The following is an 11,654-nucleotide window of genomic DNA, read 5'->3' on the forward strand; positions in this document are numbered from 1 at the left end:
CGCCGGACCGAGGACGGATACCCCCCGCCGCGGCCCCGCACCACGACGCACGCAGGCGCGACGGAGGTGACCACCGGCTGGAGGACGGAACGACGCCGCCGCCCACATCGCACGAAGCCGAGCAGGGGCTGCAACAATGACCAGGTGACCCGCGCTTCCCTGAACAAGCAGCCGCACGAAGTCGCCTCGATGTTCGACGACGTGGCGGAACGGTACGACCTGACGAACGACGTGCTGTCGCTCGGCCAGGACCGTCGCTGGCGCAAGGAGGTGGCGAGAGCGGTGGACGCGCGCCCCGCGCAGAAGGTCCTGGACCTCGCGGCGGGCACGGCGACCTCCTCGCTCCCCTTCGCACAGACGGGCGCCTACGTGGTCCCCTGCGACTTCTCCCTGGGGATGCTCCAGGTGGGCAAGAGGAAGAACCCCTGGCTCCCGTTCACGGCGGGCGACGCCACCCGGCTCCCGTTCAAGGACGACACCTTCGACGCCGTCACGATCTCCTTCGGCCTGCGCAACGTCCAGGACACGGACGCCGCGCTGCGCGAGATGTACCGCGTGACCAAGCCCGGCGGCCGCGTGGTGATCTGCGAGTTCTCGCACCCGACGTGGACGCCGTTCCGGACGGTGTACACGGAGTACCTGATGCGCGCCCTGCCCCCGGTGGCCCGCTCGGTGTCGTCGAACCCGGACGCGTACGTGTACTTGGCGGAGTCGATCCGGGCCTGGCCCGACCAGCCCAGGCTGGCGGAGAAGCTGCGCAAGGCGGGCTGGGAGCGCGTGGCGTGGCGGAACCTGACGGGCGGAGTGGTGGCGCTGCACCGGGGGTTCAAGGAGAGCTGACCGGGAAGCTGAACGCGGCCCGCGCAGGGCCACGCACCTCAGCGCGGGACGCACACGGCCCCCGGACGGGCGACCTCACCCCCCGACCACCTCGAACGCATCCCCGGGCTCCCCCAACTCCCGCTGCATCCCACCCGCCGGAGGCCGCGGCAGCCGTGGCTCCCGCACACCCCCACCCCCCTCGCCCTCCCCGAAGTCGAACCAGACGTACACCATGGAGTCCGGCGGCACCTCGGCCCCGGGCGCGGGGTACTGGCGTACGACGTAGTCGACGACGGTGCGGGCGAAGTCCGGCCGGTCGGGGGCGTTGAGGAACAGCCCCCGCGCTCTGGCCGTCTCCCGCGCGTCCACGGCCATCAGCCCGACCAGACGAGGGACACGCACCTCGGATGTTTTGGGTGGTATGCGCACGGATGTCACCCCCAGCGGTACTGGAAGGGTAACTCCGCTCCCGGCCACCCGGAAGCGAGAAGTGTCTTTCTGTGACAGTTAGTTACTCTCGGTCACAGTGTAAGCCGGTAACAACGCCCCCGCCGCTCCGAAGCCGGAGTAGTGAACGTCTCCACGACCCGCATCCCCAGCCGCTCCGCCACCGCGATGGACCGCACGTTCTCCGAGTCGACCATCGCGACCACCCCCGCCACACCCGCGGAGCGCACCCGCTCCAGCGTCGCCTCGGCCGCAGCCGTCGCGTACCCCCGCCCCCAGTGGGCGCGCCCGAGCCGCCACCCGATCTCGATCTCCCCGGCAGGCCCCCACGCGTGCGGCCACGGCTGCGCCCCGGTGAACCCGACGACCTCCCCGGCGGGGTCGAGCACGGACCACAGGCAGAACCCCAGCTCCGCGTCGTGCCGCCGCTGCCGCGCGGTCAGCTCCTCGTAGACCGACAGCTCGGCGGCGCGGCCCCCGTGGAACTCCATGACGTCGGGGTCGTCGAACACCCGGTGCCAGACGAAGGCGTCCTCGTGGGTGGGTACACGCAGCCGTACCACGGGGTGAGTTCGGTTCACGGATCCGCCCTTCAGCCGGTTGATCAATTCTGCTGAATAGACTGCCCATGTCCAGTGCCGGTCGGCACGAAGATTCCGAACCTTGGGGAGATCCCGCCGTGACCGAGCCCCTCTCCGACCACTCCGCCGACGTGATCGTCGTGGGCGCGGGCCCAGCCGGCGCCTCCACCGCGTACCACCTCGCCCGAGCCGGACTCGACGTACTCCTGCTGGAGAAGACCGAGTTCCCGCGCGAGAAGGTGTGCGGCGACGGCCTCACCCCGCGCGCGGTGAAGCAGCTCGTCGCCATGGGCATCGACATCTCCGAGGAGGCCGGCTGGCTGCGCAACAAGGGTCTGCGCATCATCGGCGGCGGCTCCCGGCTGCAGCTCGACTGGCCGGATCTCGCGTCGTACCCGAACTACGGACTGGTGCGCAAGCGCGACGACTTCGACGAGCAGCTGGCGCGCAACGCGCAGAAGGCGGGCGCGCGGCTGTACGAGCGCTGCAACGTCACCGGGCCGGTCGTGGACGACCGTACGGGCCGGATCACGGGCGTGACGGCCAAGCTGGGCGAGGAGAAGCGCGAAGTCACCTTCCACGCGCCGCTCGTCGTGGCCGCCGACGGCAACTCCACGCGGCTGTCGGTCGCGATGGGGCTGCACCGTCGTGAGGACCGCCCGATGGGCGTGGCGGTGCGCACGTACTTCAACTCGCCGCGCCACGAGGACGACTACCTGGAGTCGTGGCTGGAGCTGTGGGACCGCCGGGGCGCGCAGGACCGGCTGCTGCCGGGCTACGGCTGGATCTTCGGCATGGGCGACGGCACGTCCAACGTGGGCCTCGGCGTGCTCAACACCTCGGACTCCTTCAAGGAGCTGGACTGGCGCGAGGTGCTGAAGGCATGGTGCGCGTCCATGCCGGAGGACTGGGGCTACACCCCGGAGAACATGACAGGGCCGATCCGCGGCGCCGCCCTCCCCATGGCTTTCAACCGCAAGCCGCACTACACACGCGGCCTGCTGCTCGTCGGTGACGCCGGCGGCCTGGTGAACCCCTTCAACGGCGAGGGCATCGCCTACGCCATGGAGTCCGGCCAGCTCGCCGCCGACGTCATCGTCCAGGCCCACGCCCGCGCGACCCCGGCCCAGCGCGAGATCGCCCTCCAGCGCTACCCGCAGGTCCTCAAGGACACCTACGGCGGCTACTACACCCTCGGCCGCGCCTTCGTGAAGCTCATCGGCAACCCCAAGGTCATGCAGATCGGCGCCCAGCGCGGCCTGACCCACCCCATGCTGATGAAGTTCGTCCTCAAACTCCTGGCGAACCTCACCGATCCCACGGGCGGCGACGCGATGGACCGCGTCATCAACGGCCTGACGAAGGTGGCCCCGAAAGCCTGACTCCCCCCAACTCGGCAGCCCTGACGGCCCGGCGCGACAACCTCGTCGCGCCGGGCCGCGGTCTGTCGCCGCGCGTCCTTGCGCTCTCGCAGGGAGAGCCGGTCGAGACAGGTCAACCCGGTGGGCCCCCAAGCCTCGCTCAGAGAGCGCCAGGAGACGCACGAGGGCCGCTGCCCCCCGCGTGGCAGCGGCCCTGTGTGCGATGAGGTGCCGGTGGGTCAGAGGACCCGCACGGCGCCGCTGGGCGGGTCGTAGGAGAGGGGCTTCTCCGCGACGCCCGTGGAGGGGTTCTGGGCGCCGACGAACATGCCGTCACCGACGTAGACCGCCACGTGGTACGCGCTGCCCGCGCTGCCCCAGTAGAGGATGTCGCCGGGCTGAAGGTTGCTCAGGGAGACCTGGGTGCCCGCGGTGGACTGGTCCTGGGAGACGCGGGGGAGGCTGACGCCGACCTGCTTGAAGGCGGTCTGCACGAGGCCCGAGCAGTCGTAGGCCGAGGGACCGGTGGCGCCGGAGACGTACGCCTTGCCGACCTGGGCCTTGACGAAGTTGATGATCGCGGCGGCCGAACCCGTCGCCGAGGACGACCCGGTGATGGTGCTCGCGTCGGCGCTGCTGCCGGACGCGGAGGCGGTGAGCACCGTGCGCTCGGCGTTGCGGGTGGCGCGGGCGGCGGCTTCCTTGCGGGCCTCCTCCTGTGCCTTCTTCTTCGCCTCGGCCTTCTGCTTGGCGTCGGCGAGGTCCGCCTTGGCCTGCTTGGCGGCGTTGGCCGCGGCCGCGTCACGCTCGGCCTGCAGCTCGTAGTTGGCGGCCGCCTGCTGGGTGGCGTCGGCGGACTGGGCGACCTGGGAGGCCACGTCGGCCGTCAGGGTGGGGAGTTCGAGCGTCTGCGTCGCGGGCGCGGCGTCGGCCGCGTTCGCGTAACCGGCCGCTCCGGCGACCGCCAGGGTGCTGAGGACGCCGACGGCGGCACCGGAGCGCACGGCGATCGACGACGCGCTGCGGCGGGGCTTCCGGTGGCTGCGTATGTGAGCGGTGTGGGACATGGGAACAACCGGTACCAGGGGCTCCTTCATATCTTCAAGAAACGTGTGCTGCGCCACAATTGTTCAACGGAGGCCCCGAAAACCTTTCGCGTCACTCTTTATTGACGCCGTAACGGACATTGCGGACGCCTGCCATAGGCCCGTTGATCACGGTCTTTGATCATTACGTCCGAATTGCCCCCGGCCTACCATCGGTTGGGGTGGTTGGCCAAGCCCGGTTACGGAATGATCACTACCGACGTGACGGAGGTCACGAAACCGGCTCGTGAACGCGCGCACGTGCGAAATCGCGTCCACCCCGCATCGCCCACGTCGCTCCGACGTGTGAACGCGCATCCCTAGCACCCCACCCGGTCCGGCACCAATTTGCATGTACGGGAACTCTCTTGATATGGAGACGACCCCTCGGACCTGCGGTAACAGGCGAGATTGTCACTTCTGGTGATCAACTGAACGCTTCGCGTGCGAAGATCACCCATCATCCGACTTCATGATCCTTCGTTAGGTGGTGGAGATCACAAAGCTCGTGCGATACCCCGTGTCGCAGATCACAGAGCGGCGGGCATAAGATGCGGAGCAGTTGGGCTTGTGACCTGCTTCACATGTTCTCGATCTTCGCCGGGACAGGTGGGGTTCATGGGACGCGTGCGGCAGAAGTGAGCCCCTCGAACCAACCATCCGCCACCAGTCAATGCCGACTGAGAGGAGCGAGGAGCGGTGAACGCGTATGCGCCCATCCTCGTACTGGGAGCCCTCGGGGCAGGCTTTGCGATCTTCTCCGTGATCATGGCCGCGCTGATCGGCCCGAAGCGCTACAACCGCGCGAAGCTGGAAGCCTACGAGTGCGGCATCGAGCCGACCCCCACGCCGGCCGGCGGCGGGCGCTTCCCCATCAAGTACTACCTGACGGCGATGCTCTTCATCGTCTTCGACATCGAGATCGTCTTCCTCTACCCCTGGGCCGTCACCTTCGACGCGCTCGGGGTCTTCGGGCTCGTGGAGATGCTGCTCTTCGTGCTCACCGTCTTCGTCGCGTACGCGTACGTATGGCGGCGCGGCGGCCTGGAATGGGACTGAGGGGCCATACGACATGGGACTCGAAGAAAAGCTGCCGAGCGGCTTCCTGCTGACCACCGTCGAGCAGGCCGCGGGGTGGGTGCGCAAGGCGTCCGTCTTCCCGGCCACCTTCGGACTGGCCTGCTGCGCCATCGAGATGATGACCACGGGAGCCGGACGCTACGACCTCGCCCGCTTCGGCATGGAGGTCTTCCGCGGCTCGCCGCGCCAGGCCGACCTGATGATCGTCGCGGGCCGGGTCAGCCAGAAGATGGCGCCGGTGCTGCGCCAGGTCTACGACCAGATGCCCAGCCCCAAGTGGGTGATCTCCATGGGCGTCTGCGCCTCCTCGGGCGGCATGTTCAACAACTACGCGATCGTCCAGGGCGTCGACCACATCGTCCCGGTCGACATCTATCTCCCCGGCTGCCCGCCCCGCCCGGAGATGCTGATCGACGCGATCCTCAAGCTCCACCAGAAGATCCAGGGCGGCAAGCTCGGCGTCAACGCCGAGGAAGCCGCCCGCGAGGCGGAGGAAGCCGCGCTCCAGGCCCTGCCCACGATCGAGATGAAGGGGCTGCTGCGGTGAGCGACGCAGAGGGCACCAACCCCGAGAAGGACCTCTCGGCCTCCAACCTCCCCGGCCAGCGCGGCCAGGGCGGCGAGGAGATCCGCGTCCAGCGCGGCATGTTCGGCGCGAACAACGGCGGCGACACCTCCGGTTACGGCGGCCTCGTCCGCTCGGTCCGGCTCCCGGGGCCGGCGAGCAGGCCGTACGGCGGATGGTTCGACGAGGTCGCGGACGAGCTGGAGGGCGCCCTGGAGGAACAGGGACTCCTCCCGGAGAACGCCATCGAGAAGACGGTCGTCGACCGGGACGAACTCACCTTCCACATCGAGCGCGAGCACCTGGTCCGCGTCGCCCGCACCCTGCGCGACGACCCGGCGCTCCGCTTCGAGCTGTGCACCGGCGTCAGCGGCGTCCACTACCCGCACGACAAGGGCCGCGAGCTGCACGCCGTCTACCACCTGCGCTCGATCACCCACAACAGGCTGATCCGCCTGGAGGTCTCCGTCTCCGACGAAGACCGGCACATCCCGTCCCTGGTCCCCGTCTACCCGACCAACGACTGGCACGAGCGCGAGACCTGGGACTTCTTCGGGATCGTCTTCGACGGTCACCCGGCCCTGACCCGGATCATGATGCCGGACGACTGGCAGGGCCACCCGCAGCGCAAGGACTACCCCCTCGGCGGCATCGCCGTCGAGTACAAGGGCGCCCAGATCCCGGCTCCGGACCAGCGGAGGTCGTACTCGTGAGCACTCCCCCCGTATCCGGCCGCGAGACCACCGAGGGAACCGTCTACACGGTCACCGGTGGCGACTGGGACGAGGTCGTCCAGTCCGCGGCCAAGGCGGACGACGAACGCATCGTCGTCAACATGGGTCCGCAGCACCCGTCCACCCATGGAGTGCTCCGCCTCATCCTGGAGATCGAGGGCGAGACGGTCACCGAGGCCCGCTGCGGCATCGGCTATCTCCACACCGGCATCGAGAAGAACCTCGAGTTCCGCACGTGGACGCAGGGCACCACCTTCGTCACGCGCATGGACTACCTGACGTCCTTCTTCAACGAGACCGCCTACTGCCTCGCCGTCGAGAAGCTCCTCGGCATCGAGGACCAGATCAGCGAGCGGGCCAGCATCATCCGGGTGCTCCTCATGGAGCTGAACCGGCTCTCCTCGCACCTGGTGTGCATCGCCACCGGCGGCATGGAGCTGGGCTCCACCACCATCATGATCTACGGCTTCCGAGACCGGGAGATGATCCTCGACCTCTACGAGCTGATCACCGGCCTGCGGATGAACCACGCCTACATCCGCCCCGGCGGACTCGCCCAGGACCTGCCCCCCGGCGCGGTCGACCGCATCCGCGAGTTCGTCAAGAAGATGAGGAAGAACCTCCCCGAGTACGACAAGCTCGCCACCGGGAACCCCATCTTCAAGGCCCGCATGCAGGACGTCGGCTATCTCGACCTGGCCGGCTGCATGGCCCTCGGCGCCACCGGCCCGATCCTGCGCTCCACCGGCCTGCCGCACGACCTGCGCAAGAGCCAGCCGTACTGCGGCTACGAGACGTACGACTTCGAGGTGCCGACCGCCGACACCTGCGACTCCTACGGCCGCTTCCTCATCCGGCTGGAGGAGATGCGCCAGTCGCTCTCGATCGTCGAGCAGTGCCTGGACCGGCTGCAGCCCGGGCCCGTCATGGTCGCCGACAAGAAGATCGCCTGGCCCGCGCAGCTCGCGCTCGGCCCGGACGGACTCGGCAACTCCCTCGACCACATCAAGAAGATCATGGGCACCTCCATGGAGGCCCTGATCCACCACTTCAAGCTGGTCACGGAGGGCTTCCGGGTCCCGCCCGGCCAGGCCTACGCGGCCGTCGAGTCCCCCAAGGGCGAACTCGGCGTGCACGCCGTCTCCGACGGCGGCACCCGCCCCTACCGGGTCCACTTCCGCGACCCGTCCTTCACCAACCTTCAGGCCATGGCGGCGATGTGCGAGGGCGGCCAGGTCGCCGACGTGATCGTCGCCGTGGCCTCCATCGACCCCGTGATGGGAGGCGTCGACCGGTGACCACCTCTTCCTCCGAGCGGGGCGTCGGACTCGGGATGCCCGAGCTGCCCCCGCCCGCCTACCCGGACGACGTCCGGGCCCGGCTGGAGCGGGACGCGCGCGAGGTCATCGCGCGCTATCCGGACTCCCGGTCCGCCCTGCTGCCCCTGCTCCACCTCGTGCAGTCCGAGGAGGGTTACGTCACGCGCACCGGGATGCGGTTCTGCGCGGACATGCTGGACCTCACCACGGCCGAGGTCACCGCCGTGGCCACCTTCTACACGATGTACCGGCGCCGCCCCTCCGGCGACTACCAGGTGGGCGTCTGCACCAACACCCTGTGCGCGGTCATGGGCGGCGACGCCATCTTCGAGACCCTCCAGGAGCACCTGGGCGTCGGCAACGGCGAGACCACCGGCGACGGCAAGGTCACCCTGGAGCACATCGAGTGCAACGCCGCCTGCGACTTCGCGCCGGTCGTGATGGTCAACTGGGAGTTCTTCGACAACCAGACCCCGGCCAGCGCCACCCGCCTCGTCGACGACCTGCGCTCGGGGCAGCCCGTCGAGCCGACGCGCGGCGCGCGCCTGTGCACCTTCAAGGAGACCGCCCGCATCCTGGCCGGCTTCCCCGACGACCGCCCCGGCGCCGTCGCCGAGGGCGGCAGCGCGGGCCACGCCTCCCTGGTGGGGCTCCGTCTCGCCAAGGGGGAGACGCACCCCGCGCGCGTGGTCCACCCGCGCGACGGCGGACCGCACGAGGAGGAGCCGGTCCACGACCCGTCGCCCACCGAGCACCTCAGCTCCCACGACGCGCCGCAGGACACCTCGGCCTCCGACCCGTCCCACCCGGCGGGTCCGACCGCAGAGGAGGGGGAGTGATGACCGTGGCACCCGACCTCAAGGACACCAGCCCCGAGAAGCTGCTGGCACCCGTGCTGTCGGCCTTCTGGGACGAGGACCGCTCCTGGTCGCTCGACGTCTACCGGCGCCACGAGGGCTACGAGGGCCTGCGCAAGGCGCTCGCGATGTCCCCGGACGACCTGATCGCCTACGTCAAGGAGTCCGGACTGCGCGGCCGCGGCGGCGCCGGATTCCCGACCGGCATGAAGTGGCAGTTCATCCCGCAGGGCGACGGCAAGCCGCACTACCTCGTCGTCAACGCCGACGAGTCCGAGCCCGGCACCTGCAAGGACATCCCCCTTCTCTACGCCAACCCGCACAGCCTCATCGAGGGCATCGTGATCGCCTGCTACGCGATCCGCTCCACGCACGCCTTCATCTATCTGCGCGGCGAGGTCGTCCCCGTCCTGCGCAGGCTGCACGAGGCCGTCCGCGAGGCGTACGCCGCCGGGTTCCTCGGCGAGAACATCCTCGGCACCGGACTCGACCTCGAACTCACCGTGCACGCGGGCGCGGGCGCCTACATCTGCGGCGAGGAGACCGCGCTGCTCGACTCCCTCGAAGGACGCCGCGGCCAGCCCCGGCTGCGTCCGCCCTTCCCGGCCGTCGAGGGTCTGTACGCCTGCCCCACCGTCGTGAACAACGTGGAGTCCATCGCGTCGGTTCCCGCGATCCTCCAGCACGGCAAAGAATGGTTCCGCTCCATGGGCAGCGAGAAGTCCCCCGGCTTCACGCTCTACTCGCTCAGCGGGCACGTCGCGAGCCCCGGCCAGTACGAGGCGCCGCTCGGCATCACCCTGCGCCAGCTGCTCGACATGAGCGGCGGGATGCGGCCGGGCCACCGGCTGAAGTTCTGGACCCCGGGCGGCTCCTCCACCCCGATGTTCACCGACGAACATTTGGACGTCCCCCTCGACTACGAGGGCGTCGGCGCCGCCGGTTCCATGCTCGGCACCAAGGCGCTCCAGTGCTTCGACGAGACCACCTGTGTGGTGCGGGCCGTCACCCGCTGGACCGAGTTCTACGCCCACGAGTCCTGCGGCAAGTGCACCCCCTGCCGCGAAGGAACGTACTGGCTCGTGCAGTTGATGCGGGACATCGAGGCGGGCAAGGGCGTGATGTCCGACCTCGACAAGCTGAACGACATCGCCGACAACATCAACGGCAAGTCCTTCTGCGCCCTCGGCGACGGCGCGGCATCCCCGATCTTCTCCTCGCTGAAGTACTTCCGTGAGGAGTACGAGCAGCACATCACGGGCCGGGGCTGCCCCTTCGACCCGGCCAAGTCGACGGCCTGGGCGGACCGCCCGGAGGTGAACGCATGACCGTACAGCAGGCTCATAGCGGCTCCGCCGCGGGCCAATGGCCCACGGGCGGCGGAGGCGCGGCAGTCCCGCCGGAGGACCTCGTCACGCTGACGATCGACGGCATCGAGATCAGCGTGCCCAAGGGCACCCTGGTCATCCGGGCCGCCGAACAGCTCGGCATCGAGATCCCGCGCTTCTGCGACCACCCGCTGCTCGCCCCGGCCGGTGCCTGCCGCCAGTGCATCGTGGAGGTGGAGGGCCAGCGCAAGCCGATGGCCTCCTGCACCATCACCTGCACCGACGGCATGGTGGTGCGCACCCAGCTCACCTCGCCGGTCGCGGAGAAGGCGCAGAAGGGTGTGATGGAGCTGCTGCTCATCAACCACCCGCTGGACTGCCCGGTCTGCGACAAGGGCGGCGAGTGCCCGCTGCAGAACCAGGCGATGTCGCACGGCAACGCCGACTCCCGCTTCGAGGGCCGCAAGCGCACCTACCCCAAGCCGCTCGCCATCTCCAGCCAGGTGCTGCTCGACCGCGAGCGGTGCGTGCTGTGCGCGCGCTGCACCCGCTTCTCCAACCAGGTCGCGGGCGACCCGATGATCGAGCTGATCGAGCGCGGCGCGCTCCAGCAGGTCGGCACCGGCGAGGGCGACCCCTTCGAGTCGTACTTCTCCGGCAACACCATCCAGATCTGCCCGGTCGGCGCGCTCACCTCGGCGGCGTACCGGTTCCGCTCCCGCCCCTTCGACCTCATCTCCTCACCGTCGGTGTGCGAGCACTGCTCCGGCGGCTGCGCCACCCGCACCGACCACCGGCGCGGCAAGGTCATGCGACGCCTCGCGGCCGACGACCCCGAGGTCAACGAGGAGTGGATCTGCGACAAGGGACGCTTCGCGTTCCGCTACGCGCAGCTGCGGGACCGGCTCGACACCCCGCTGGTCCGCAACGCCGACGGCGTCCTGGAGCCCGCCTCCTGGCCCGAGGCGCTGGACGCGGCCGCGCGCGGCCTCGGCGCCGCCCGCTCCCGCGCCGGAGTCCTGACCGGCGGACGGCTCACCGTCGAGGACGCCTACGCGTACAGCAAGTTCGCGCGCGTGGCGCTCGACACCAACGACATCGACTTCCGCGCCCGCGTGCACAGCGGCGAGGAGGCCGACTTCCTGGCCGCCCGGGTGGCGGGCCGGGGCCGCGACCTCGACGGTACGGGTGTCACGTACACCGCTCTTGAGCAGGCGCCCGCCGTGCTGCTCGTCGGGTTCGAGGCCGAGGAGGAGGCGCCCGGCGTCTTCCTCCGGCTGCGCAAGGCATGGCGCAAGCACGGCCAGAAGGTGTTCTCGCTGGCCACCCACGCCACCCGGGGTCTGGAGAAGGCGGGCGGCACCCTGCTCCCCGCCGCCCCCGGCACCGAGCCCGAGTGGCTGGACGCCCTCGCGAGCGGCACCGGCCTGGAGGCGGACGGCACCGAGGCCGCCGGGGCGCTGCGCGCCGAGGGC

At 69.8% G+C, this 11,654-nt stretch carries 12 protein-coding genes; 9 read left to right on the forward strand and 3 right to left on the reverse strand.

All coding sequences use genetic code 11. From position 1 onward, the window contains the following. The first annotated feature begins 144 nt into the window (after nucleotides 1-144). Complete coding sequence (locus GTW40_RS22130) at nucleotides 145-840, forward strand: demethylmenaquinone methyltransferase (RefSeq protein ID WP_161181933.1); 696 nt, start codon at nucleotides 145-147, stop codon at nucleotides 838-840. A gap of 75 nt (nucleotides 841-915) precedes the next feature. On the opposite strand, the gene GTW40_RS22135 is transcribed toward GTW40_RS22130, so the two are convergent. Continuing rightward, on the reverse strand, nucleotides 916-1,224 hold the full coding sequence (locus tag GTW40_RS22135; RefSeq protein ID WP_161181934.1) for a PASTA domain-containing protein: 309 nt from the start codon (nucleotides 1,222-1,224) through the stop codon (nucleotides 916-918). 119 nt (nucleotides 1,225-1,343) lie between these two features. Further along, nucleotides 1,344-1,850: a GNAT family N-acetyltransferase gene (locus GTW40_RS22140; RefSeq protein WP_161181935.1), complete on the reverse strand. Its 507-nt coding sequence runs from the start codon at nucleotides 1,848-1,850 to the stop codon at nucleotides 1,344-1,346. 47 nt (nucleotides 1,851-1,897) lie between these two features. Here GTW40_RS22140 and GTW40_RS22145 point away from each other — a divergent pair, with 47 nt between their 5' ends. Beyond that, nucleotides 1,898-3,232 carry a geranylgeranyl reductase family protein gene (locus GTW40_RS22145; RefSeq protein ID WP_161181936.1) on the forward strand — a complete coding sequence of 445 codons (1,335 nt, stop codon included), beginning with the start codon at nucleotides 1,898-1,900 and terminating at the stop codon, nucleotides 3,230-3,232. Nucleotides 3,233-3,450: 218 nt separating this feature from the next. Here GTW40_RS22145 and GTW40_RS22150 read toward each other — a convergent pair whose 3' ends face one another. Next, nucleotides 3,451-4,278 carry a C40 family peptidase gene (locus GTW40_RS22150; RefSeq protein WP_161181937.1) on the reverse strand — a complete coding sequence of 276 codons (828 nt, stop codon included), beginning with the start codon at nucleotides 4,276-4,278 and terminating at the stop codon, nucleotides 3,451-3,453. Between the two features lie 717 nt (nucleotides 4,279-4,995). Between GTW40_RS22150 and GTW40_RS22155 the strand changes: the two genes are divergently transcribed. The 7 genes from GTW40_RS22155 to GTW40_RS22185 all read left to right on the forward strand — a co-directional run. Further along, the gene (locus tag GTW40_RS22155; protein WP_018543830.1) at nucleotides 4,996-5,355 is read left to right on the forward strand and encodes an NADH-quinone oxidoreductase subunit A; all 360 of its coding nucleotides are present in this window, start codon (nucleotides 4,996-4,998) and stop codon (nucleotides 5,353-5,355) included. 13 nt (nucleotides 5,356-5,368) lie between these two features. After that, nucleotides 5,369-5,923 (forward strand): NADH-quinone oxidoreductase subunit B, encoded by a 555-nt coding sequence (locus tag GTW40_RS22160; protein WP_161181938.1) that lies wholly within the window; start codon nucleotides 5,369-5,371, stop codon nucleotides 5,921-5,923. After that, nucleotides 5,920-6,654, forward strand: a complete 735-nt coding sequence (locus GTW40_RS22165; RefSeq protein WP_161181939.1) for an NADH-quinone oxidoreductase subunit C — start codon at nucleotides 5,920-5,922, stop codon at nucleotides 6,652-6,654. The genes GTW40_RS22160 and GTW40_RS22165 overlap by 4 nt, the downstream gene beginning before the upstream one ends. Then, nucleotides 6,651-7,973, forward strand: a complete 1,323-nt coding sequence (locus GTW40_RS22170) for an NADH-quinone oxidoreductase subunit D (protein ID WP_161181940.1) — start codon at nucleotides 6,651-6,653, stop codon at nucleotides 7,971-7,973. The genes GTW40_RS22165 and GTW40_RS22170 overlap by 4 nt, the downstream gene beginning before the upstream one ends. Then, nucleotides 7,970-8,833, forward strand: coding sequence for an NADH-quinone oxidoreductase subunit NuoE (gene nuoE / locus GTW40_RS22175; protein WP_161181941.1), 864 nt, complete (start codon nucleotides 7,970-7,972; stop codon nucleotides 8,831-8,833). Before GTW40_RS22170 ends, nuoE begins: the two co-directional genes overlap by 4 nt. Next, a complete protein-coding gene (nuoF, locus tag GTW40_RS22180) occupies nucleotides 8,830-10,179 on the forward strand; it encodes an NADH-quinone oxidoreductase subunit NuoF (protein ID WP_343245759.1) in 1,350 nt (449 codons plus the stop codon). The genes nuoE and nuoF overlap by 4 nt, the downstream gene beginning before the upstream one ends. Beyond that, a partial coding sequence (locus GTW40_RS22185; RefSeq protein WP_161181943.1) for an NADH-quinone oxidoreductase subunit G occupies nucleotides 10,176-11,654 on the forward strand: 1,479 nt, incomplete at its 3' end. The genes nuoF and GTW40_RS22185, both read left to right, overlap by 4 nt.

This window comes from Streptomyces sp. SID4985 (genome assembly GCF_009863025.1).
In the GTDB taxonomy this organism is placed as follows: domain Bacteria; phylum Actinomycetota; class Actinomycetes; order Streptomycetales; family Streptomycetaceae; genus Streptomyces.

Excerpts from the sequence above, each read along its gene's own strand:
- GTW40_RS22145 (WP_161181936.1), top strand. The coding sequence starts at position 1,898 with ATGTCCAGTGCCGGTCGGCACGAAGATTCCGAACCTTGGGGAGATCCC.
- GTW40_RS22150 (WP_161181937.1), bottom strand. The coding sequence starts at position 4,278 with ATGTCCCACACCGCTCACATACGCAGCCACCGGAAGCCCCGCCGCAGC.
- GTW40_RS22160 (WP_161181938.1), top strand. The coding sequence starts at position 5,369 with ATGGGACTCGAAGAAAAGCTGCCGAGCGGCTTCCTGCTGACCACCGTC.